At 49.0% G+C, this 24,025-nt stretch carries 19 protein-coding genes; 12 read left to right on the top strand and 7 right to left on the bottom strand.

What is annotated here, in order from left to right:
- The first annotated feature begins 80 nt into the window (after positions 1-80).
- Together ACY0JR_RS01975 and ACY0JR_RS01970 are read left to right on the top strand one after the other, a co-directional pair.
- Positions 81-482, top strand: a complete 402-nt coding sequence (locus tag ACY0JR_RS01975; protein ID WP_462632141.1) for a BlaI/MecI/CopY family transcriptional regulator — start codon at positions 81-83, stop codon at positions 480-482.
- The gene (locus ACY0JR_RS01970; RefSeq protein WP_462632140.1) at positions 457-2,535 is read left to right on the top strand and encodes a M56 family metallopeptidase; all 2,079 of its coding nucleotides are present in this window, start codon (positions 457-459) and stop codon (positions 2,533-2,535) included. Before ACY0JR_RS01975 ends, ACY0JR_RS01970 begins: the two co-directional genes overlap by 26 nt.
- A gap of 119 nt (positions 2,536-2,654) precedes the next feature.
- Here ACY0JR_RS01970 and ACY0JR_RS01965 read toward each other — a convergent pair whose 3' ends face one another.
- On the bottom strand, positions 2,655-3,332 hold the full coding sequence (locus ACY0JR_RS01965) for a class I SAM-dependent methyltransferase (protein WP_462632139.1): 678 nt from the start codon (positions 3,330-3,332) through the stop codon (positions 2,655-2,657).
- Between the two features lie 1,048 nt (positions 3,333-4,380).
- On the opposite strand from ACY0JR_RS01965, the gene ACY0JR_RS01960 reads away from it, so the two are divergent.
- The 3 genes from ACY0JR_RS01960 to ACY0JR_RS01950 are packed head-to-tail and all read left to right on the top strand — an operon-like array spanning position 4,381 to position 10,115.
- The gene (locus ACY0JR_RS01960; RefSeq protein ID WP_462632138.1) at positions 4,381-5,466 is read left to right on the top strand and encodes an efflux RND transporter periplasmic adaptor subunit; all 1,086 of its coding nucleotides are present in this window, start codon (positions 4,381-4,383) and stop codon (positions 5,464-5,466) included.
- 19 nt (positions 5,467-5,485) lie between these two features.
- Entirely contained in the window at positions 5,486-8,689 is a 3,204-nt protein-coding gene (locus ACY0JR_RS01955) for an efflux RND transporter permease subunit (RefSeq protein WP_462632137.1), read from the top strand.
- Positions 8,682-10,115, top strand: coding sequence for a TolC family protein (locus ACY0JR_RS01950; protein ID WP_462632136.1), 1,434 nt, complete (start codon positions 8,682-8,684; stop codon positions 10,113-10,115). The genes ACY0JR_RS01955 and ACY0JR_RS01950 overlap by 8 nt, the downstream gene beginning before the upstream one ends.
- Positions 10,116-10,342: 227 nt before the next feature.
- On the opposite strand, the gene ACY0JR_RS01945 is transcribed toward ACY0JR_RS01950, so the two are convergent.
- The 4 genes from ACY0JR_RS01945 to ACY0JR_RS01930 all read right to left on the bottom strand — a co-directional run bounded on the left by ACY0JR_RS01945 (position 10,343) and on the right by ACY0JR_RS01930 (position 12,233).
- Complete coding sequence (locus ACY0JR_RS01945; protein WP_462632135.1) at positions 10,343-10,729, bottom strand: DUF3592 domain-containing protein; 387 nt, start codon at positions 10,727-10,729, stop codon at positions 10,343-10,345.
- Between the two features lie 74 nt (positions 10,730-10,803).
- On the bottom strand, positions 10,804-11,193 hold the full coding sequence (locus ACY0JR_RS01940; RefSeq protein WP_462632134.1) for a hypothetical protein: 390 nt from the start codon (positions 11,191-11,193) through the stop codon (positions 10,804-10,806).
- Positions 11,194-11,287: 94 nt separating this feature from the next.
- Entirely contained in the window at positions 11,288-11,710 is a 423-nt protein-coding gene (locus tag ACY0JR_RS01935) for a hypothetical protein (RefSeq protein ID WP_462632133.1), read from the bottom strand.
- A gap of 88 nt (positions 11,711-11,798) precedes the next feature.
- Entirely contained in the window at positions 11,799-12,233 is a 435-nt protein-coding gene (locus tag ACY0JR_RS01930; RefSeq protein ID WP_462632132.1) for a DUF4279 domain-containing protein, read from the bottom strand.
- 221 nt (positions 12,234-12,454) lie between these two features.
- On the opposite strand from ACY0JR_RS01930, the gene ACY0JR_RS01925 reads away from it, so the two are divergent.
- The 7 genes from ACY0JR_RS01925 to ACY0JR_RS01895 all read left to right on the top strand — a co-directional run bounded on the left by ACY0JR_RS01925 (position 12,455) and on the right by ACY0JR_RS01895 (position 19,853).
- Complete coding sequence (locus tag ACY0JR_RS01925; protein WP_462632131.1) at positions 12,455-12,973, top strand: hypothetical protein; 519 nt, start codon at positions 12,455-12,457, stop codon at positions 12,971-12,973.
- Between the two features lie 333 nt (positions 12,974-13,306).
- On the top strand, positions 13,307-14,950 hold the full coding sequence (locus tag ACY0JR_RS01920) for a TldD/PmbA family protein (RefSeq protein ID WP_462632130.1): 1,644 nt from the start codon (positions 13,307-13,309) through the stop codon (positions 14,948-14,950).
- A 76-nt stretch (positions 14,951-15,026) separates the two neighbouring features.
- On the top strand, positions 15,027-16,343 hold the full coding sequence (locus tag ACY0JR_RS01915; RefSeq protein ID WP_462632129.1) for a TldD/PmbA family protein: 1,317 nt from the start codon (positions 15,027-15,029) through the stop codon (positions 16,341-16,343).
- Positions 16,344-16,401: 58 nt separating this feature from the next.
- The gene (locus tag ACY0JR_RS01910) at positions 16,402-17,022 is read left to right on the top strand and encodes a DUF4159 domain-containing protein (RefSeq protein ID WP_462632128.1); all 621 of its coding nucleotides are present in this window, start codon (positions 16,402-16,404) and stop codon (positions 17,020-17,022) included.
- Between the two features lie 218 nt (positions 17,023-17,240).
- Positions 17,241-18,236 (top strand): AAA family ATPase, encoded by a 996-nt coding sequence (locus tag ACY0JR_RS01905; protein ID WP_462632127.1) that lies wholly within the window; start codon positions 17,241-17,243, stop codon positions 18,234-18,236.
- 14 nt (positions 18,237-18,250) lie between these two features.
- Positions 18,251-18,814: a hypothetical protein gene (locus tag ACY0JR_RS01900; protein WP_462632125.1), complete on the top strand. Its 564-nt coding sequence runs from the start codon at positions 18,251-18,253 to the stop codon at positions 18,812-18,814.
- Positions 18,815-18,968: 154 nt separating this feature from the next.
- Positions 18,969-19,853, top strand: coding sequence for a DUF58 domain-containing protein (locus tag ACY0JR_RS01895; RefSeq protein ID WP_462632124.1), 885 nt, complete (start codon positions 18,969-18,971; stop codon positions 19,851-19,853).
- 723 nt (positions 19,854-20,576) lie between these two features.
- On the opposite strand, the gene ACY0JR_RS01890 is transcribed toward ACY0JR_RS01895, so the two are convergent.
- On the bottom strand, positions 20,577-22,649 hold the full coding sequence (locus tag ACY0JR_RS01890; RefSeq protein ID WP_462632123.1) for an insulinase family protein: 2,073 nt from the start codon (positions 22,647-22,649) through the stop codon (positions 20,577-20,579).
- 33 nt (positions 22,650-22,682) lie between these two features.
- The gene (locus ACY0JR_RS01885) at positions 22,683-24,008 is read right to left on the bottom strand and encodes a M16 family metallopeptidase (protein WP_462632122.1); all 1,326 of its coding nucleotides are present in this window, start codon (positions 24,006-24,008) and stop codon (positions 22,683-22,685) included.
- Positions 24,009-24,025: the final 17 nt, after the last annotated feature.

Below are 24,025 nucleotides of genomic sequence, written 5' to 3'. Positions count from 1 at the left end.
TGCAAACATTTTCTTTTTACGAAAAGCTTCGTATAATTGACTACGAAATAAGTCGTAGGATAGAGCCGAGAAGAAAGAGCATGGAAAATACAGCCCCAATCAAACCCACTGAAACCGAACTGGAAATTTTGCAGATCCTGTGGCAGCATGGTCCCAGCACTGTCCGGTTTGTGAACGAAGAACAGAATAAAGCAAAGGAAACAGGCTATACCACTACCCTAAAACTGCTGCAGATCATGTACGAGAAGAGCCTGGTTTCCCGCGATGAGGAAAGCCGCTCGCACGTGTACCGCGCCGCCGTCACCGAAGAAGAAACCCAGCAGCACCTCCTGGGCCGTTTCCTGGACACCACTTTCCGGGGCTCGGCCATGAAACTGGTCATGCAAGCCCTAGGCAATCACCGCACCACCCCAGATGAATTAAACCAAATACGCCACCTTTTGAAAAAACTGGAAGATGACTCCTCAAACGCTGATTCATGATGTACTCCCGCAGGCGGTCACCCATGCGCTAGGGTACACGCTCCTGCACTCGCTCTGGCAAGGAGCAGTAATGGCCCTGTTGGTTGGGGTCCTGCTCAGGTTAATGCACCGGCATTCGGCTGCTACCCGCTACTGGGTTACTTGGGGAAGCCTGATGGCGCTGCTGCTTATTTCGGTGGTCACGTACTGCAAGCTCTACCAGGCCAACATCGCCGCCGGCGAAGAGATGACCGCTGCAGTGGTGAGTCCTGAACCGTCTTTGCAGACCATTGTCTTGAAAACGGCTCCGCCTTCTGTCTGGGAAAACACTCTCACGCAAGGACAGGATTATTTGAACCAGCACCTCCCGGCCGTGGTCATTCTGTGGTTTATGGGCATGCTGCTGATGGGGTTGCGCGTGTTGGGCGGCTGGGTGTACGTGCAACGGCTAAAATCTTACCGTACCCGGGCGGTGCCCGAAGGGTGGCAACAGAAAGCCCAGGAGTTGTCCCGAGCCTTGGGAATGCACCAACTGGTAAGCGTAGCAGAATCTGCCCTGGTACAGGTGCCCATGGTTATAGGTCATTTCAAGCCGTTGATTCTGCTGCCCTTGGGAGCCCTAACGGGTTTGTCTACGGTGCAGGTAGAAGCCATTCTGGCGCATGAACTGGCGCACATCCACCGCCGCGATTACCTCCTGAATCTGCTGCAAAGTATGGTGGAAACCCTGTTTTTCTTTCACCCTGCTGTCTGGTGGATTTCTGACTGCGCCCGCACCGAGCGGGAACACGCCTGTGATGACCTCGCCCTGGCGCTATGCGGCGATTCGCTCACTTATGCTTACGCTTTAACCAATTTAGAAGAACTGCTCATGAAAACGAATGTAACTCCACCACGCCTGGCCGTCGCCTTTTCGGGCCGCCGCAGGTCCTTGTTAAGCCGCATCACCAGACTGGTGCAGAAATCTACCCGTAGGCCTTCTTTCTCAGAAGGGTTTCTGGCCAGTTGTGCCGTTATTGCCGGCATTCTGATATTCTCTGCCAGCGCCTGGGCCAACTACAACGTGCCCACCCACCCTGCCCAAGCCCAGGAACCAACAAAGCAGCCCGAACCTGCCCAGTCTTCTTTTAGCCTCGCCGCTCCGCAGGAACAACCGGAAGCCCAGGACGAAGATCTGACCTTGCAGCAACTGGAAGACGGCTTGGTGATTGTGCAGAACAAGAAAGGCAAGGTAGTGGAAGTGTATGTGAACGGCCAGCGCATTCCTAAAAGCGAACTGGGGAGATACCAGAGCCGCATTGACCAGCAATTAGCCGCCGCCAAAAAAGGCAAAACCCTGCGGAACGACGAGGAAGTGAGCAGAGCCATGAGCCGGGTAGAAGCTTCCTTAGAAGATATTGAGGCGAATGGAAACTTCGCACCACCAGCTCCGCCTGCGCCCATGCCCCCAATGTCTCGCACCCCACGTGCGCCACATGCCCCAAGACTGCAAAGAGCACCCGTCCCGCCCGTACCGCCAATGGCTCCTCTGGCCCCGTTAGCAGATGACAAAGCCGGTAATAAGCGTTACCAGAAGGAAATAAAGGAATACGAAGCCCGCATGAAGGAGTACGAGGCTAGGTTGGAGGCATTTACCGAAAGCCGGATAGAGTTTGACGCCAGCATGCGTGACAGCCAGCAAAGACGGCTGGAAGATCAAGCCCACCGTATGGAAGAGCATAAACGCCGCATGGCCGAGCACATTGAGCGGGAGAAAGAACACAGCAAGCGTATGGCGGAGCATGCCGTTAGGATGGAAGAACACAACGAGCGCATGAAGAAACATGACGCCATGATGAAGGAACTCAAGACCGCGCTGGTATCTGACGGCCTCATCCCCTCTGCTGAAGCCGACTATGAGTTTAAGCTGAGCAAGAACGGTCTCTTTCTCAACGACAAAAAACAGTCTGATGCCCTGTTTGAAAAGTATAAAAAGATCATGCAGGCCACTACCGGCGAAGACGTGGAGCTGTTCCTGAAAAAGGAAGGAGCTAACTTTACTATCCAGTCAAACAAAAACTCTAAGACCAAATAAGGAAGAGTCTCGGCCCTAAGTTAAACCCAGAAATCCCCTGCTTATCTGTTTACGGGTTGTTTTCATAAAAACGAACCATTAACAGAGAAGCAGGGGATTTTACTGTTTATGCGGTCCAATCAAAAGAATCCGCTCTCTGATGTTTTCCTATCATTTACACCTGTTACTCTTCTTGCTATGAAAATCATGTGGGTGGAGGCGGTTCCAGCTGTGATAGGGTATTGCTTCCGTACCAAGTGTATCAATTCGAAATGGTTCTCTTGCAGGGCCTCTTGTAGATAATCCTCCTGATGATAGTACACATGCATTTTGTGCCGCCCGTTACTGCTGGTTTCATAGCCAGAGTGCTGGTAATCTCCTTCAATGGTGCTGAAGTAAAAGATACCCCCAGAATTCAATAAGAAAGCACAGTCTTTGATGAGGTTCGTGCTTTCTTCTTTGGAGAGATAGGGCAGGCAGAAGCCGCACATGATGGCATCAAAGCTACCCAGATGCGGGTTAATCTCCCTGCAATCCATGGTCCTGAACTGAGCCGTGGGGTTGTTTGCTTTGGCTAACTCAACCATGTTAGGAGCGGCGTCAATGGCCTCTACCTTGAAATCGGGCCTTTTTGCTAAGATATACTTGGTGATGTTTCCTGGCCCGCACCCAATCTCGAAGACCTTGGCATTGGGTTTCTCCACCAGTTGGCAAAAGGTATCATAAGTATCATCATACAGGTCAAAGTCCATGAACTTATCCTGGTAGGCAGCGGCCAGTTTGTCCCAGGTTTGGATGGTTGTGGTTGAGCTATCCATGTTCTATTGGTTTATTGCTGATGCCGCCAAACAAGTACTCCCTTCTCGCTTCTGTCCCTGAAAACGTACCAGTAACGCTAAAGTGCTATTCTGTAAACTATTGCGTGAAGGTGGTTTTTGTACTTAAAATCAGGTATCTAAAATGTAATAGTCCTTAAATTATGATTGTGTAAGGCAAATATGATCAACAATTATTTAGGATGTATTGATATGGGTAACTTACTGTATATCAATGTTATATTTTGTCTAAATGAGTGTCCGCAACATATATTTTAATTTGAAACAAATATTAAAAGAGGCACAACTTGTCTTTATCAAAAGCCTGATCTACTTTTGCGCCCCAGATGACAAAGGCGTTCATGAAATATCTTCTTTCGCTATGTATCCTCCTCTTGAGCGGATACAGTCACCTGTATGCCCAACCAAATAAGGAGAGTGCTTCTCATTCCTTGAAAGGCTCTGTGCATGCGGCCAGCGTTAGCACGCTGCAACATGAACTGGCCACTACTCTCAAGTCTTCGGTGCCTGACGCTGAAAAAAACAGGCTCTACTCTGAAAGTGAGAAAGAGGAAGACGAATTCACTTTCTTCCAAAACGTTGCGGAAAACACACATTTCATTGCTGCTGTTTTCTATGCCCATGTGCTCGCTCTTTTCCTGGGCCTGCTAACAAGAGCCTTACATTTCTGTAAGCATTTCTCTTATTTTTCATCACACAGATTGTACCTCATATTCCGCGTGTTCCGGATATGATGTAATTTCCTCTTAGGCAATTCTCCTCGCCTAACCCTCACACCCATTACGGTATTTAATGCCCGCACCTGGTAGTTACCGCTACCCAGAGGCATGTGTAACATCTTGCACACCATTAAAAAAGTATTCAGGTAGTTCATATTCCAAAATATGATGCAGCCACTACATAGGCTGCTTACTACAGCCTAACCTCCATTCATTTTTCAATTGCACAGCGTCCAGTAGCCACATGCTAGCGGACGGCACAAGTGTATCAAATTACACATCTCTTATATATTCTTTTAAAACAAATTACCATGAAGAGAATTTTCATGCTCCTGAGTTTGAGTGCCTTGTTTTTCCAGACAAGCTGCGAATCAAAAAAAGAAGCAAAAGAAGAGGAAACCGAATTTTCAGTAACCAGCCCTCTAGTAAAGGACACCTTGATCACGAAGGAATATGTCAGCCAGATCCATGCGGTGAGCCACATTGAGATCAGGGCTTTAGAGAAAGGTTACTTGCAGAAGATTTTTGTAGACGAAGGACAGTTGGTAAAGAAAGGGCAGATCATGTTCCAGATCATGCCTACCATGTACCAGGCAGAGCTGCAAAAAGCCCAGGCAGAAGCCAGTTTTGCACAGATAGAATACCAGAACACGCAAAAGCTGGCTTCCAGCAACGTAGTGGCACCCGGTGAACTGGCCATGGCCAAAGCTAAATTAAACAAAGCGAAAGCCGAGGTTTCCTTAGCTCAGGTACACTTAGGCTTCACTCAGATCAGAGCCCCTTTTGACGGTATCATGGACCATTTCCAGGTACGGTTAGGTAGCTTGGTAGACGAGGGCGACTTGTTGACCACCCTTTCTGACAACAGCCAGATGTGGGTGTACTTCAACGTGCCCGAAGCAGAATACCTAGATTTTAAAAGCACCATTCAAAAGAATGAAGGCAAGCAGAAAGTAAAGCTTAAAATGGCCAACCAGCAGTTATTTGAATACCCGGGCGTGGTGGAAACCATTGAAGCAGACTTCAACAATGAAACAGGGAACATTGCTTTCAGGGCCACCTTCCCTAACTCCAAAGGACTGTTGCGCCACGGCGAAACCGGGAATATTCTAATGGAAGTACCCATGAAGAACGCGCTGCTCATTCCGCAGAAAGCCACCTTTGAAGTGCTGGAAAAGAAATATGTCTATGTAGTGGATAAGAACAACGTGATCAGGTCAAGGGAGATTACGGTAGCCGCTGAGTTGCCGCACATCTATGTGGTTCAGAAAGGACTGGAACCAAGTGACAAGATCTTGTTGGAAGGTTTACGCCTGGTACGGGAAAACGAGAAAATTCACACCAAATTCGTGGAGCCTGCTACCGTCATGTCTCAGTTGGATTTATATGCCGAGTAAAAAAGTTTTCTAAAAAGACATGTTTAGTAAGTTTATAAAAAGACCCGTATTCGCGATTGTAATATCGGTCATGATCGTTTTTATGGGCAGCTTGGCCATCAAGCAGCTGCCTATATCCCAGTTCCCAGACATCGCCCCAACCACCGTCAATATCTTTATTGCTTATCCTGGTTCCAGCGCAGATGTGTTAGTGCAGTCCACACTCATCACCCTGGAGCAAGCAATCAACGGGGTGGAAGGAATGCGGTATGTGGCCACAGATGCCACCAGTGCGGGTGAAGCTACACTCAGAATTATTTTTGAGCCGGGCACAGACCCCAATACCGCAGTCATAAGGGTGAAGACCAGGGTAGACCAGGTAATGCCGCTCCTGCCCGAGTTAGTGCAGCGCGAAGGCGTGGTGATTACCCCGGTACAGCCTAGTATGTTGATGTACGTCAACCTCTATTCCAAAGAAAAGAGCATGGACGAGAAGTTCCTGTTCAACTACGCTACGGTGAAGATGATCCCGGAAATACAGCGGACCAAAGGGGTAGCCCGGGCACAAATCCTGGGTAGCCGCAGATACGCCATGCGCGTTTGGCTGAACCCTGACCGTATGCGGGCCTACAAAATCTCTGTAGAAGAAGTGATGAAGGCGTTGGGAGAGCAAAGCATCATCGGGCGTCCTGGTAGAATTGGTCAAAGCTCCGGTATAGCCGCGCAGTCACTGGAATATGTGCTTACCTACAAAGGTCGGTACAACAAGCCCGAAGAGTACGAGAGCATCATTGTGCGGGCTAATTCAGAAGGGGAAAGCATTCATCTGGGTGATATTGCCAAGGTTGAATTAGGAAGTGAGTTCTTTGATATCTATTCCAACCTGGACGGTCATCCATCAGCCGCTATTGTGTTGAAACAGAACTACGGCAGTAATGCCAGTGATGTGATTGCCGAAGTAAAAGCCAAGCTGGAGGACATGAAATCCACGTTCCCTCCGGGCATGGATTATAAAATCAGCTATGACGTTTCTCAGTTCCTGGATGCTTCCATTGAGCAAGTGATCCACACCTTAAGAGACGCCTTCATCTTGGTGGCCATTGTGGTGTTCATCTTCCTGGGCGACTGGCGCTCTACCTTGATTCCAATTCTGGCGGTACCGGTGTCTTTGATAGGGGCGTTCTTCGTGATTCAGTTCTTCGGGCTTTCCATCAACTTAGTAACGCTCTTCGCACTTGTATTGGCCATTGGTATTGTGGTAGATGATGCCATTGTGGTGGTAGAGGCCGTCCATGCCAAGATGGAGGAAGAGCCGCATCTCACGCCGTACCAGGCGGTGAAGAAAGTATTGGGTGAGATTAGCGGTGCTATCATCGCTATCACGGCCGTAATGGTATCTGTATTCCTGCCTATCTCCTTTATGTCTGGACCGGTGGGTACTTTTTACCGGCAGTTCTCCATTACCATGGCCAGCTCCATTGTGATTTCGGCCATCATCGCGCTAACGCTTACCCCGGTACTGTGTGCCATGCTGTTGAAGAACCATCATGGGCATGAGAAAAAGAAAAACCTGCTGACCAGAGCGCTGGACGGTTTTAACCGTGGTTTTGATAAACTGACCGGAAAATACGTTGGCTTGCTGAAGAGGATTGTGAGCAGAAGATGGCTCACGTTTGCCATCTTACTGGCCTTTGGCGCGGGTATCTTCTATGAGAACCTGATTCTTCCTTCGGGCTTTATTCCTAACGAAGACCAGGGCACTATCTATGCCATTATTCAGACACCGCCGGGCTCTACACTGGAGAAAACAAACCAGGTTTCTCAACGGTTGCAAAAAATCTGCGAGAAAATTGAAGGAGTAGAATCAGTATCTTCTTTGGCCGGGTATGAGATCATGACTGAAGGTCGCGGTTCCAACGCCGGTACGTGTTTGATCAACCTCAAGAACTGGTCAGACCGGGATCATACCGTGAAAGAGATCATGGAAGAACTGGAGGAGAAATCCAGAGGGCTTGGGGCGGTAGTAGAGTTCTTCGAGCCACCCGCCATCCCAGGCTTCGGTTCTTCCGGTGGTTTCTCTATGCGTTTGCTGGATAAAAACACCACCACAGACTACCATGAGTTTGATAAGATAAACCAGGAGTTCATGGATAACCTGCGCAAACGGCCAGAACTTTCCGGTTTGTTTACCTTCTTCGCGGCCAATTATCCGCAGTACGAGCTGGAGATAGACAACAACCTGGCCATGCAGAAAGGAGTGTCTATTGGAACGGCCATGGAAAACCTCAACATTCTGATTGGTAGTACCTATGAGCAAGGGTTTATCAAATTCGGGCAGTTTTTCAAGGTGTACGTGCAGTCTGACCCTAAATTCAGAAGGCTGCCCTCAGATGTGCTAAAGCTTTTCGTGAAGAACGACCAGGGAGAAATGGTGCCTTACTCGGCCTTCATGAGATTGAAGAAAGGGCAGGGACCAAATGAGGTGACCCGTTTCAACATGTACAATTCATCTGCTATTCAGGGGCTTCCGGCCAAAGGCTATACTACGGCAGATGCAATCAAAGCGGTACAGGAAGTGGCCGCCAAGACGCTGCCCAAAGGGTATGACATTGCATGGGAAGGCCTTTCTTATGATGAATCTACCCGGGGAAATGAGTCTTTGTATGTGTTCCTGATTGTATTGGTGTTTGTCTACTTCGTGTTGGCGGCCCAGTACGAGAGCTTTATCATTCCGCTAGCGGTGGTATTCTCGCTGCCGGTGGGGGTATTTGGTTCATTCCTGGTGCTGAAACTGATGGGACTGGAGAATAACATCTATGCCCAGGTAGGACTCATCATGCTCATTGGTTTGCTAGGGAAGAACGCCGTGTTGATTGTGGAGTTTGCCGTGCTCAAGCGTCACCAGGGAGCCACTATTTTAGATGCCGCCATTGAAGGTGCCAAAGTGCGTTTCCGGCCTATTTTAATGACCTCATTCGCCTTTATTGCTGGTTTGATCCCGTTGATTATTGCCACCGGTGCAGGCGCCATTGGTAACCGGACTATTGGGGCTTCCGCCTTGGGTGGTATGTTATTCGGTACCATTTTCGGGGTGATCATCATTCCTGGATTGTACTTCATCTTCGCGCATCTGGCAGACGGACGTCAACTCATCAAAGATGAAGAGGAGACTTCTCTCACCGAAGATTATGTCCATGCCATTGACCGTTTTCCCCTCATTGAAGAAAGTGAAACCCATGCGTAAAAATAGAATATTGAAATGGGTGGGAGTGACTTTCATTTCCCTCACCTACACAGCCTGTAGTGTTCCTACTTTAGTTCAAAAATCTGCCAACACAGCGGTTCCTGCGAGTTATAACAACTCGCAGGATACCACCAACACCGCAACCCTAAAGTGGAAAGAGTACTTCAGTGACCCTAACCTTGCGGCTTTAATTGACACCGCGCTGCAGAACAACCAGGAACTGAATATCACTTTACAGGAAATTCAGATTGCCCAGAGTGAAGTAAGAGCCAGAACCGGTGAGTACTTGCCGTCTGTGGGTATTAGAGGTGGTGCCGGGGTAGAGAAAGTGGCCAGATTCACCAACATTGGTGCCATGGAAGCTACCACTGAGATGGAAGAAGGCGTAGAAATGCCTGAGCCATTGACAGACCTTGTGGGTGGCGTCTTTGCTAACTGGGAGGTGGACATCTGGCACAAACTGCGCAATGCCAAAAAATCTGCCGTTAACCGGTATCTGGCTAGCGTAGAAGGCCGGAACTTCATGGTGACCAACCTTATCTCTGAAATTGCCAACTCTTACTATGAATTGCTGGCGCTAGACAATCAGTTGGCCATTGTACAGCAGAACATAAAGCTGCAAAGCAATGCCTTGGAGATTGTAAAACTGCAGAAAGAAGCGGCCCGCACTACAGAATTAGCGGTTCGGAGATTTCAGGCCCAGGTACTGAACACCCAAAGCCTGCAGTATGACATTCAGCAAAAGATCACGGAAACGGAGAACCGCATTAATTTCCTGGTAGGTAGATTTCCGCAGCCGGTGCAACGTGATTTTGAGGCATTTGCTAGTTTAGTTCCTAAAACCATACAGGCAGGTATTCCGGTGCAGTTGTTGTCTAACCGCCCAGATATTAGACAGGCTGAACTGCAACTGGAGGCAGCCAAGTTAGATGTACAGGTGGCCAAAGCCCGCTTCTACCCTTCTTTGGGGCTTTCTGCGGGAGTAGGTTTACAGGCGTATAACCCCGGGCACCTGTTTAACCCTGAGTCTTTGCTGTTCTCTTTAGTAGGAGATGTCACTGCGCCATTGGTAAACAAAAACGCCATCAAAGCCATGTACATTGGTGCCAATGCCCAACAGATACAGGCGGTGTACAACTATGAGCGTACCATTTTAAATGCGAACATAGAAGTAGTAAACCAACTGGCGAAGATCAGTAACATGGAAAAGAGCTACGCTTTGAAATCAAAAGAAGTAGAGGCGCTTTCTCAGTCTATTGATATCTCTAACAACCTTTTTCGGTCTGCCAGAGCAGATTATTTAGAAGTACTGCTTACCCAGCGCGAAGCCCTGGAATCCAGGTTTGATCTGATTGAAACCAAAATGCAGCAACTGAACGCCATGGTGAATATCTACCGGGCATTAGGCGGCGGCTGGAATCAATAAGATGCTTCAACCTCAATGAATAGCCGTTAAGGACGGCTGGTAAGTAAAGAAGGGAGCCATTTTACACGTATGTAAGATGGCTCCCTTTTTTTAAGTGCTAGTGTAGGATTTCAGGCGCTTAATTTTGCTTTGCTGTTAAACTACTTGTTGAAGTTGGTGCTACTCAAGGCTGTTGTCAACGGTACTTTGCTGAGGCCGTTTAGCAAAGTGACCGTTTAGGTGTTGTCTTAAATTAAGTCAAACAAGGATAGGATAGTATAAGCCATTAAACCTATGCCAATTACAACAAACAGCTTTGGCGCTATGGTCAAACTGGTATAAGAATCCAACTCTACAATTTTTGGATTTTCAGGATCATAAATCAAGTCTACCTCAGCACCCTCAGAATAGAGCGATGGATTAGATACAATACCCAACTCCTGTGTTATCCAACTATCTTCTTTTGCCCGAAATTTTACTACTGGATAATACAAGCTTTTCCGTTGCTTTAAGGAATAAACTATACCCTTCACTTTTACCCCATAGCTTTCTAAATAAGCATTCTCTCGGATTTTTGTAATTCCTCCAATTATAAAACCAACTCCTAGAATAGTTATTATGATTTCATTTATCATTTTTAACCGATAGATTTGAAAATAATCAGAAATGAACTAGTTGTGCAATAGTTATCCTTGTTGGTGTTCGTTCTTTATTTAAACTCTTTCTCAAATTCAAGGCCGCTTATTCCTAGTTTTTCTTTCTCGGCATTGAACTCTACCAGATTAAACGGACCTTCAACAATTTCATCAGAGTTAAAATATTTGTTGTCCTTCTCTTTGTCTAGTATCCAATATTCGGTTCCTCCATTATTACTTGCAGCCACAATATATCGATCATTGGAGCCGATATGGGAAATACATTTTACTCGCCCAATTCCTGAACCGTCCCCCAAATTGTAATTTAAGTTTTTACATGAAGGGTCAGATGGGCTGTCCCATACTTCATAATTACCTTCACTCCAATAGGTTCTCAGGTTGTCAAAGCATCCAGTAAAGGGCAAGACAAGGCAAAGAAGGGTTCTGTATATTATTCTTTTCAAGTTCTTAAAATGCGCACCAACGGTCTCATGTAAACGATGAGCGAGGCCGTCGGCCGAAGTATGATGTTTACACAAGGTTGTGCCAAGTAATTCTCTAGTTATACCTGATAATTATTGAACTTCCGCCACATTTTGGGTCATAGTCTGCCCAAATCTTTCCCCAAGTGAAGTTTCTGTCAGTTCCTATTTCCTTATTTAGCCAATTGTTATACAACAGGGCATTTTCTCGTTCTCTTTGTTCGCACCAAGAATCCCAACCTTTACTTAAGTCGAAAGGAGATTCGTTGATTACTAATTCGGTAGATTTTAACTTCTCTCTATCAAAAGAGAAAGTAAAATGGAAGAATTTATCAAATGCTTCCACATTTCTAACAGTGTAGTGAATCCATCCGTTACCAAAATTCTTTTCTTCTACTACTTCACTTAATTTGAAAGCTTTTATTTCACTAAGTGCCGTTGTCGGGGAAATAGTCTTGTCCTTTCCGAAAGTAAGTTGACCTGAGTTTCTATCTATCATTTTTATTTTACCCAACGTACTTGTGTAAACGACGGCGAGGCAGTTGGCCGAAGCAGAGGTTTACACGGTGTTAGCAACTGAGCTTTTATTATTTTTTATCTGTCTCGCTTAAAACATACAAGTCAATATTCAACTCAAGTCCGCAATCATTTAGAGTTTTTATTGCCTTTTTGTCGAAGTAAAGACCTGGATTGCAGCTGTCGTAAATGTATTGAACAATTGAAAGTTCTGTATGGAACTGTTCTGTAATCCTTCTTAATATATCCTTTCTTGGAAGAATAATCTCTTCAATAAACTTGTCTATATAGTCACCAATCCAGCCATTTGAAATATTAGTAGACCTATATTCCCAATAATTATTTTCTTGGGTCTTCTTTAATCCGTTCCTTTCGTCACCAAAAATGTATTCCTCACCTTTTACCCAAAATTTTGTCGGAGTTAATCCAAGCATGTCGGTAATTTGCCCATGTTCAGATTCAAAATTGAATATCTTAAGTTCTACTATGTTTTCGTTTGCTGGCATTTATTGTTCTTTGCATTGTTGCTAACTACCAAATAAACGTATCTCCCACGCTTATCAGCACGATCTATCCTTAAACATACGGTTTATTGCCGAAATCAACAGATCCCGTACACAAGCTGCCAAATGCTTTCACGCTGCTTTTTCAAAAACAGCTTTAAAACACGTTGTCTGTTCTAAGCAGGTAAAGCTGTACCTTCGTTTTTATTCACAGAAGCAAACCTATGAGCGAGAATATCTTTCCCGAAATGCAGCACTTACTAGGACTGCCCTTAACCAAAACGACCCGGCTGGGGCATGTGCAGTTCTTCCACTTCGGGAAGGCGCATGTCATGAATGCCACTGGCCTTATTCTGGACGTAGGTGCCTGGACGCTGGAGATAGCCTGTCATTGGCAACTGGAAGAAGCAAACGCGGTCACTATTCGGTTTGAAGAGGTGGAAATCCCCAGAGACACACAAGCGCTCGCGAACCCCGACTTTGACCCGCAGGTGCCCGGCAGCAACCTCAGAGACCGGAAACTACAGGAACTGGTTCGGGGGCAAAAAGACCAATTACGCGTCTGGCAGGTAACCGCCTCACCGGAGGGAGAACTGACCATTGCGCTGGAAGGAAACCGAATACTACACGTGCAGCCTAGCCAGGGAGTATTGGAAGAAGCTACCTATTTTTGGCGTCTTTTCAGTAATACCGGTTCAAAAGAGAGTCTCCAATTTGGGGCAAATGGCGTAGAACGCGCCTGAAACAACTTCGTCCCTGAAAAAAAACTGCTTTAAAGCCATCGGTATTTTAGAAGTGTTTTCCTGAAAACAGCCTTGAAACAATAAAGTAGGGCAATCCCGTGTGGTTGCCCTTACTGCCTCTCTAAGTTCTACTTCCCAGAACGAAACTAGACAAACCCGCTTCTCCCCTTATTTGCCGAAAACAGCGCTTAAACGGACTCTCAGCGGGTTCCCGAAGGCGCTATTCTATAATTCGTGGTACTTATTCTTGCATTCCTCCCCAACAAGAATTAAACTTAATGGAGCAAATATCACTGCTCCCTAAACCTCTCGCTTACCTAACAAACAAACCCCTTGAAAAGACGTGATTTTATAGGACTGACCGCTATGGGCGTAGGAGGGCTTTTGCTGTCCAACGTACCCACTTTTGGTCATGAGATTGACCCGGCCCGTGCCCTGGAAACCGTGGACGTAGCCCTCAAAAAACGATTGGCCGATGTGGCCCTCAACGCCGCCAAGAGCAAAGGCGCCACTTACACCGATGTGCGCATTGGTCGTTACCTGGCCCAGAACATGTTCACCCGCGAAAAACAGGTACAAGGCATCAGCACCACAGAGAGCTACGGCGTAGGGGTGCGCGTGATTGCGAACGGGACTTGGGGCTTCGCGGCCACCTCAGACGTGAGCGACAAAGGTATTGCCAAAGCCGCCGAGCAGGCCGTAGCCATCGCCAAGGCGAACTCTAAATTGCAGAAAGAACCGGTGGTGCTGGCTCCGCAGAGAGGCTACGGCGAGGTAAGTTGGCAAACGCCCATCAAGCAAAACGCCTTCGCGGTTCCGGTTTCAGACAAAGCCGATATTCTGCTGGCTGCCAACGCTGCCGCTTTGGCCAACGGCGCCAATTTTGTGAATTCGGCCTTGTTTCAGATAAACGAGCAGAAATACTTTGCCTCCACAGACGGGTCTTACATTGACCAGGACATTCACCGCATCTGGCCTAACTTCACGGTAACGGCTGTAGACAAAGCCAGCGGTAAATTCAAAACCCGCGATGCCTTGAGTGCGCCCATGGGCATGGGGTTTGAGTACTTGACCGTGAAGGCTCCTACCATGAAAGGCCCTGAGGGCACTGGTCTCACCGGCTATGACAAATACTTTGACATTGTCGCCGATGCCGGTTTGGCCGCCAAGCAGGCCCGCGAAAAACTGACCGCCAAATCTGTGATGGCCGGGAAATATGATCTGGTGCTGGATCCCAACCACTTGGGCTTGACCATCCACGAGAGCGTGGGGCACCCGCTGGAACTAGACCGTGTGCTGGGTTACGAGGCCAATTACGCCGGTACCTCCTTCGCTACGCTGGACAAATGGAAAACCAAGAACTTCCCCTACGGCAGCAAACAAGTGACCATCTTTGCTGATAAAGTGCAGCCGGGCTCACTGGGCGCGGTGGGTTATGACGATGAAGGCGTGAAAACCAAACGCTGGGACCTTATCAAAGACGGAACGTTGGTGAATTACCAAGCCACCCGTGACCAGGCCCACATCATAGGTGAGAAAGAATCGCACGGCTGCTCCTACGCCGACAATTGGAGCTCGGTCCAATTTCAGCGCATGCCCAACGTGTCATTGGCCCCGGGTAAGCAGAAACTGAGCGTAGACGACATGATCAAAGGCGTAGACCGCGGCGTGTACATTGCCGGACGCGGTTCTTACTCCATTGACCAGCAACGCTACAACTTCCAGTTCGGCGGCCAGCTGTTCTACGAGATCAAAGGCGGCAAAATTGTGGGTCCGCTGGAAGATGTGGCGTACCAGAGCAATACCCAGGAATTCTGGAACTCCTGCGCCGCCGTCTGTGACGAAAGCGATTACCGCCTGTTCGGCTCCTTCTTTGACGGAAAAGGCCAGCCCAGCCAGGTAAGTGCCGTTTCCCACGGCTCGTCCCACGCCCGCTTCAACGGAGTCAATGTCATAAACACCGGTCGTAAGATTTAATTAGAACTGAAGCTAGCGAGACCTGAAACGTTAGAGAATGTCTTATGTCTTGCTACCTGCTACATGATACCAACCAATGGCAATATTATCAAAAGATCAAGCACAGGCGCTCCTCAAAAAAGCCCTGAGCTATTCCAAAGCCGATGAGTGTGAGGTAAACCTCAGCGGCTACAAAGGCGGTAACATCCGCTACGCCCGCAGCACCGTGTCTACCAGCGGGGAAGAAGAAAACATGTCTTTGGCTGTGGAAGCCCGCTTCGGGAAACGCTCTGGCGTGGCCACCATCAATGAGTTTGATGATGCCTCGCTGGAGAAAGTGGTGCGCCGCGCCGAAGAAGTGGCCCGCATTGCCCCTGAGAGCCCCGAGTACGTGCCCATGCTCGGCCCGCAGACTTACCTGCCTAGCAACGCCTGGTTCAAGACCACGCATGACATTGACCCAGAATACCGCGCCGATGCCGCCGCCAAAAGCATGCAGCTCGCCGACAGCCAAAAACTGACCGCCGCTGGTTTCTGGGAAGACCGCAGCGGGTTCAGCGCCAAGATGAACTCCAAAGGCCTGTTCGCCTATAACCAAAGCTCCAACGTAGATTTCTCCGTGACCATGCGCACCGCAGACGGTACCGGCTCGGGCTACGTAACCCGTGACGTGAGCGATGTAAGCAAATTAGATACTGCCGCCGCATCTGCCATTGCCGCGCAGAAAGCGGTGACCTCAGTGAACGCCAAAGCCGTGGAGCCCGGCAAGTACACCGTGATCCTGGAGCCTACCGCCGCCGTAGATTTACTGCAGAACATGTTCCGGAGCATGGATGCCCGCTCTGCCGAAGAAGGTCGCTCTTTCCTGAGCAAGCCTGGCGGAAAGATCAAACTAGGCGAAAAAATGTTTGACGAGCGCGTAACCATCACCTCAGACCCCACCAACCCCGAGGTGCCTTCCTCTACCTGGTCCGGCGATGGCCGTCCACACGAGAAAGTGACCTGGATTGACAAAGGCGTGATCAAGAACATTCCGTATTCTCAGTTCTGGGCACAGAAAAAAGGAGTGAAAGGCTTGCCTGCTCCCGGTGGCTTCATCATGGCCGGCGGAAACCAAACCCTGGAAGACCTAATCAAAGGCACCCAGAAAGGCATTCTGGTGACCCGCTTGTGGTACATCAGAGCCGTAGATCCGCAAACCCTGCTCTACACCGGCCTCACCCGCGACGGAACCTTCTACATTGAGAACGGCAAGATCAAACACCCGGTAAAGAACTTCCGCTTCAATGAAAGCCCCGTGATCATGCTCAACAACCTGGAAGCCATGGGCAAGCCGCAGCGCATAGGAGGTAACTTGGTGCCACCTATGAAGATCAGAGACTTTACCTTTACCAGCTTGTCTGACGCGGTGTAATTTATAGCTATAACCAGTAAAGCCGTTCTACACGCTAGAACGGCTTTACTTTCTTTTCATGCCTACTCCCTTCACCTTCGCCCGCCTGCAATACCGTTCTGGTAACTGGGACACCGACCAACGTATGCCTTCCAACCTGCTGCACTCGCTGGTAGAATACACCACTGTGCCCATTGTAGAGCAGGAGAAAATCATCAGCTTGGAAAGTGCCGAGTTGTTCCGTTACCCTTTCTGCTACCTGAGCGGCCACAAACTAGTGCAGTTCAACGCCAAAGAACGGGCTAATTTTGAGCGCTACGTGCAGAACGGCGGCTTCGTGTTTGTAGACGACTGCAACCATGATATTGACGGACTTTTCGCGCGTTCCTTTGAAGAGCAAATGCGCGTCTGCTTCGGGCCGAAGGCCTTGAAGAAAATTCCCAACAGCCACGCGCTGTATCGTTCCTTTTTCAAGTTTGAGGAAGGTCCGCCCACAACGTCTTTTGAGCTCAACGGATGGGGTGATGACCTGGTACACGACTACCTGAAAGCCTACGAAGTGAACGGCCGCATTGCCGTGCTCTACAGCAACAAAGACTACGGCTGTGAATGGGACTATGATTTCAGAAACAAGCGCTGGCTGGCTGAGGACAATACTAAGTTTGGCGTGAATATTCTGATGTATGCGCTCACGAGTTGAGGCTGCCCTTTTTAACCTGTTTTTTAGAATTCGGGCCAATAACAGAGAATTGTTTATGTGATCAACCGCTGGCGCGAGCCTCCGGCTCGCGCCAGCGTAAGAATGCCCAATAGCTTTTTTGCCCTGATTTCCTGAAAACAAACCAAAATCGGAACGGCAAATTCAAGAACAATCGCTTACTTACTAGTTCAAGTAGTACCGTTTAGCTTCCGCCCCACGTGACCCCACAAGACGTAACCCAACTGTTAAGTAAACTGCCGGCGCTTCGGCAGGAAATAAGTAAAATCATTGTAGGCCAGCAGGAAGTGCTGGATGAGGTGCTCATCACCTTGTTAGCCGGTGGCCACGGACTCTTGGAAGGCGTACCGGGCTTGGCGAAAACGCTTTTGGTGCGAACCCTTGCCAGTGCCGTAGACTTGCCCTTCCGCCGTATCCAGTTCACGCCAGACCTCATGCCTACAGATATTCTGGGCACCGAAGTGCTGGAGGAAGACCATACCACGGGCAAGCGCTTTTTCCAGTTCAATGAAGGCCCTATCTTCGCCAGCATTGTCCTGGCAGATGAGATAAACCGCACTCCGCCTAAAACGCAGGCGGCGCTGCTGGAGGCCATGCAGGAATTTGAGGTAACCTACGCCGGCAAGACCTACCCGCTGCCGCGCCCGTTCTTCCTGCTCGCCACGCAGAACCCTATTGAGCAGAGCGGCACCTACCCACTGCCAGAGGCACAATTAGACCGCTTTTTGCTGTACATCAAAATCAAATACCCCACGGAACTGGAGGAAATCTCGGTTCTGAAAAACACCACCGGCGGCAAGCGCGAAACGGTACAACCCATTTTATCTGGCCCAGAGATTCTGGCGCTGCAAAGCTTGGTGCGCGAAGTTTCTATTTCTGACGATTTAGTAGCCTACGTCGCCCGCGTGGTGCGCGCCACCCGCCCCGCCGAAAGCCCGGTAAACTTTGTACAGGAGTTTGTGCGCTGGGGAGCCGGACCAAGAGCCGGACAAGCCCTCATTCTCACCGCCAAAGCCCGCGCCCTGCTGCAAGGCCGGTTCGCGGTGACCTTGCCCGACTTGCAGACCATGGCGTATCCGGTGCTTCGGCACAGAGTGCTGGTGAACTTCACTGCCGAGGCAGATAATATTACCACCGATAAAGTAGTGGAGGAACTGTTGAAAGGAGTAGAACTGCCAAGGGAAGTGTTGCGGTAGAATAATAGCCAGGTATGAGAAGCAGAATAAAGCAGATCCACTTTGGCTTACTTATTTTCTTAGCGCTAAACCTTTTACTTCAGGTCGTATTCAGGATAGAGATGGACGATAGAATCGTTTTCATTCTGAAAGTAGTAGTTTACACATCAGGCATTATATTATTCTTTCTTTCCTTAAGGAGAAAAAGCTATTTAAAGTATTACACATCTTTATACATCATATCACCTATTGCAGTCATCATTAGTTGGTTGGCTGACGGAATATTTGGAACAATCTTAGGTTCTGTTTTTCTTGGAATATGGGGGCCACCTGCTTCCATAACAGATGCTGAGGCAGCAGCTAGAAATGGTACTTATGAAGTCAGGAGTTCGTTCTCGGGTTTGTTAGGAGGGTGTTGTTCCTATACTCTGTATGAGAAAAAGTTCTTACTGTTTGATAGAAAAATAGTTGATTTTAGAGACAGCCATCCACCAAGCGAAATCATAAGCTTCAGGAAATATCCTGATAGAGCCGTTGTTTACTTCAAGGACGAAGAAGCACTGGATTCTACTACGGTTCAAATTAAATATACTAACTAGCGGTCTCCTTTATGTCATCCTGAAAGGACCTTGTGGGCAAGTGGTAATAGCCATAGTTTAAGGCCTTTCTAGTTCGCCCACAAGATCTTTCCAAGATGACAAAATAGAATGAAGTCTCTTGCCTAACTCTTGATCACCGCTAAAATCTTGAATCATGCCCCACCGCCTGCTCAACCCGCAAACCTTCGCTGCTATCAAAGACTTGCGCTTAATTGCGAAGGCTGTGATAGATGGATTCTTACTGGGGCAGAACCAGAGCATTAGACGAGGGGCGGGCATTGAGTTTGCGCAGTATCGCAGCTACCAACCCGGCGATGACTTGCGGCAACTGGACTGGAAGATGTTCGCGCGGTCAGACCGATACTATATCCGGGAGTCTGAGGTGGACAGCAGCGTGGCGGTGCGGTTTGTGGTGGATGCCAGCGGTTCTATGGCGCACCAAGACGGGAATCTGACCAAGCTGGACTATGCCCGTTATCTGGTGGCGGCATTGGCCTATCTGGCCACGCAGCAGGGCGATGCCGTAGGACTGTTCGTCTTGCAGGAAGAGCAGTTGGTGCAACTCGCGCCACAGCAGAGTAGTCAGCACCTGCAGCGGTTCTTTTATCAGTTGGAACACGTGAAACCTAACGGCCATTTTCCCGCTGCAGATCGTTTAGCACCTGTTTTTGTGAAAAAGCGGCAAAAAGAGATTACGGTGCTGGTGACCGATATGTACGAGCAAACCTCTGAAATCACGGAGTTGCTGCGCAAGATAGGTGCCCGGGAGAAAGATACGCTCTTGTTTCACCTCATGGGAATGAACGAACTGGAATTCACGTACCAGGGCCAGGTTTCCTTCCAGGACCTGGAGACCGGCCAAACCCTTCAAGTCAGCACAGAGACCCAACGCACTCAGTACCTCGCTCGCTTGCAGGAATGGTTAAGGGCATTGGAAACGGATACCCGCAAAAAGCAGATTCACTATGAGCGCTTCCACCTGCATGAACCCTTAGACAAAGCACTCAGGGCATTTTTAATGAGCCGAGCTAGGCAATAGGAAGGAGTCTTGGGTCCAGGGTTTGTGTGGTAGGGGTGCGTCTAGGCTTTGGTTTCTGGAAAGAGGCCTGAAATAGAAGTTACGAGGGAACAGGTGTTAACACAGACGCTCGCAGGTCTGAAAGACACTACGAGGTCTTTTGAGTGAGTGCATTTACTGTAGGAAGTAGGACGTTTACCTTTTTACTGGCACAAGACTCAAGTCTCATGACGTTGGATGCTGCGAGTCTCCAGAATCGCCGGGAACCATGAGTGATCTATGCCAGGGATTTTTCTTGCACTCTGAATTACTCCAATCACTTATCTCTTACTCAAGATACAGAAGTAATTCTTTCCAAAGCTTTTCCTACACAAGAGTGAATCTGCTTTCCCTTTTTCGCTGTTTTGCAGCGAGGGTAGTCAGAGACTACCCATTACCCTAAATCACGAGTCTGGAGACTCGCGCCAGAATAGTCAAATTTATTACTAGGGGCCCTCCAAACAATCTTTCATCTTCGCAACTGCGCCAGCTCAAAAGACCTCGCAGTGTCTTTCAGACCTGCGAGCGTCTGTGCCAATGGCGGTTTATCTGCACCAGCCATTTTTAACCTGCTTTTCCTAGAAACAAGTTAAAAACTAACACTACTTTCCCTTCGGCAAAGGCCTAAAAAGGTCAGCCCCGCTTTTAGGCTCTTTTCAGGAAAAGAACTCAAAAGCGGGGCTGATGCAAAACGGGAAGAACGGCCTATTTCAGTTTGAAGGTGTCGTCTTTCAGGTTTTTGTTGATTTCTAAGCTGTTCACGGTAGAAGAAATCACCTGGCTGCCAATGTGCAGGTCAATCTGGTGCGGGAATTTGATGCCGTTCACCTCGCGGTAATCTTTGAAGTCGGTGGTTTGGCTGGCGGTACCTACGGAGGTTTGCTCGGTGGCTACTTCGCGTATTTTCAGGCCCGTTTCCTTGTCAAAGTAGTGGTACGCCTTCTTGCCGCTCGGTAAGGTAAGCTCCAGTTTGTAGGCATCGCGACCTTCTACTTTTTCTATCTGGTTCAGGGCCAGTTTCACGCCTAATTGATCATAGTTCAGGAAGCTCAGCCAGTTGTCCAGTTTCTGGTCCTGCAATTCGGGCAGAGACATTTCCTTAACCTGGCCTTGGGTGGTGATGGTGCCTTTGGTGCCGTTGATGGCCACGCGGTTAATCTGGTTTTCATTGTAACTCACCGTCAGCAAAGACTTGTCAACGCCTTTCTGCAAGACCGTTACCGCCAGCTGTGCGCCGGGCACGTTCATGGTGCGCTTAATGGTGAGGTCCTTTACTTTCTCCACGTTGGCTTTGCCACCAAGGGCGTTAATGTAGGCCGCCAATACCGTTTGCACATTCACCCCGGAAGGCAAAGACATCATGGGAGCCTCGGTTTTTTCCCCGAACGCATTCAGGTAGGCGATAGGCTGGTTTCCGTTGAATCTTTTCAGTTTGTCAGAGATTTCACGGGCGTTTCCTACGGCTATCAGGTACGCTTTCTCCGGCTGAAGGTACTGCTGGGCCACGCGCTGGATGTCTGCGGGTGTTACGGCGGCTACGTTCTTGAGGTAGTTGGCGTAGTAGTCTTTAGGCAGGTTGTAACGCGCGGTGTTGATGGCGAACATGGCTACCGTCAACGGGTTTTCCAGAGAACGGGCGAAAGAACCAATGACCATGTTCTTTACCTTTTGCAACTCCTGCGCCGGGACAGGCTCTTTGCGCAGACGGTCCATCTCATGCATGATTTGCGTGAAAGCACTGTCAGTAACGGTGTTCCGTACGCTGGCGAAAGCACTGAAACGGCCTGAGATACGGTCGTTGGAAAGTGAGGAGTTAGAGCCGTACGTATAGGCGTGTTTCTCGCGCAGATTCGCGTCTAAGCGGGCGAAAGAGCCGCCCAGAATGTTGTTCATCAAACTGGCTGCAATCGCATCTGGGCTACCGGGCTTCAAATCAACCGCGTAGTTCACAGAGATGTTAGACTGCACCGAATTAGGACGGTCAATGATGGCTACCTGATTGGCAGACAACGCAGGCGGAACCGGATAGGTGTTTTGGTTCACATCGGCTTTCTTCCATTTCCCGAAGTACTCTTTCACTAGTTTCTTCGCGTCTTTCGCCGTAATGTCGCCCACAATGGCCAGATAGCCAATGTTCGGTCTGAAATAAGAATTGTAGTAGTTCTGTACATCGGCCAAGGCAATGTTACTCACGGTTTTCTCCGTCAGCACTTCGCCGTACGGGTGGTTCTTGCCGTAAAGCAGCGCCTGCTGGGCATTGTTTTCAATGGTAGCGGGGTCGTCTTTAGACGAAGCCAGGTTAGAGGCCATCTGCTTCTTGAACTTGTCCAGCTCTTCCTGGGTGAACTTAGGACGCAACACCACATCGGCGGTTAGCTCCAATAGTTTAGGGAGGTGTTTCTTCAGGCCAGAGGCCGAAAAACCGGTGGAAGAAGTGTTCAACGAAGCCCCGATGAAGTCAATCTGCTCGTCTAGCTGGTCTTTGGTGCGGGTGGTGGTACCGGTACGCATCAGGTAACCGGCGGCTCCGGTTAGTCCGGCTTTTTCACCTTCCAGCATAGGAACGCGGTCCAGCACCAGACTCATAGCCACGGTTGGCAGATTGTGGTTTTCCACTACATACACTTTCAGGCCGTTGGAAAGCGTGAAGAACTCGTATTGGCCTACCTCAATGGTTGGGGCCGGACCCGCAGGTGGTGGCGTTTGTTTGGTGGTTTGGGCCGAGGTGCCATAAGAGACCGCCAGCGCCAAAAAGAAAATCGAAATATATTTTTTCATGGAATTCTGTGAATAAGGAAAAGAGACCAATACTTATCTGGCTTGTGCTACCTTGGGCAGGTAATGCAACACGGCGCGGTTCTCTTTGGTGAAGTATTTCTTGGCTACCCGCATTAAATCATCTTTGGTCACAGCCAGAATTTTATCCAGTTCCGTGTTGATGAGGTTGGTGTTGCCGTACAGCGCGTGGTAAGAGGCCAGTTTCTCAGTGCGACCTTCCAGCGTAGAGATGCCGTTGATGTAGTCAGTCTCCATTTTGTTCCGAAGTTTCTGGAACTCCTGGTCAGAGATGGTTTCATTTTTCACGCGCTCAATCTCGGCGTCCATGGCCCGCTCCAGGTCATGCACATCTACGCCTTGGTTCGCAATGCCCAGGTTGATGAACAAGCCTGGGTCTTCCAAAGACATCGGGATAGAGGCCACCGTTACGGCTTTCTGCTGCTTGTCTACCAACGCTTTGTTCAGGCGGGAACTTTGCCCTCCGGAAAGGAGCGTAGTGAGCATGTTGATGGCGTAGGAATCCTCAGAACCCTGCGCCGGAATGTGGTACGCCTGCACCACGGCCGGTAGCTGAATGTTGTCAAACACTACTTTGCGGCCTTCCTCTATCTGTGCCGGTTCCACCACCGTAGGGCGCGGAATAGCGTTTGTCCCTTTAGGGATAGAAGCGAAATACTGCTCCACCCATTGTTTGGTTTGCTCAATGTTCAGGTCACCGGCAATGGTCAAAGTGGCGTTATTAGGCACGTAGAACGTCTTGTAGAACTGCGCAAATTCCTGGGCCGATGCCCGGTCTATGTACTGCGCAGAACCAATAGGAACCCAACGGTACGGGTGCACCGCGTACGCCGTGGCGAAGGTGTTTTCCAGCAAAGAGCCGTACGGCTGATTGTCAATGCGCTGTTTCTTCTCTTCTTTCACTACCTGGCGCTGTGTCTCTATGCCTTGTTGGTCAATTTTAGCAGCCCGCAAACGATCGGCTTCCATCCAGAGACCTAAGGCCAGTTGGTTAGAAGGCAGAATCTGGTAGTAGTAGGTGCGGTCAAAAGAGGTATTGGCATTCACGGCTCCGCCCGCGCTCTGAATCATGTTGATGTATTTGCCACGTTCCACGTTCTCAGAACCTTCAAACATCAAATGTTCAAAGAAGTGCGCGAAACCGGTACGGTCAGCGTTCTCGTTCTTGGAGCCCACGTGGTACATCATGGTCACAGCCACTGTGGGAGTGGTTTTGTCCTGGTGCAGGATTACGTGCAGACCATTGGGCAGGTCGTACTCCGTAAACTCAATTTTGTTGCTCTGCGCAGATGCCGTTAAGCTGGCACCCAGCAACAGGATACTCAAAATTTTACGTTTCATTCAAAAAGCATTAAAAT

This window comes from Rufibacter sp. JT3400010 (assembly GCF_054956755.1).
Note: the sequence above shows the minus strand (reverse complement) of the source record. Positions and strands in the feature narration are given on the sequence as shown.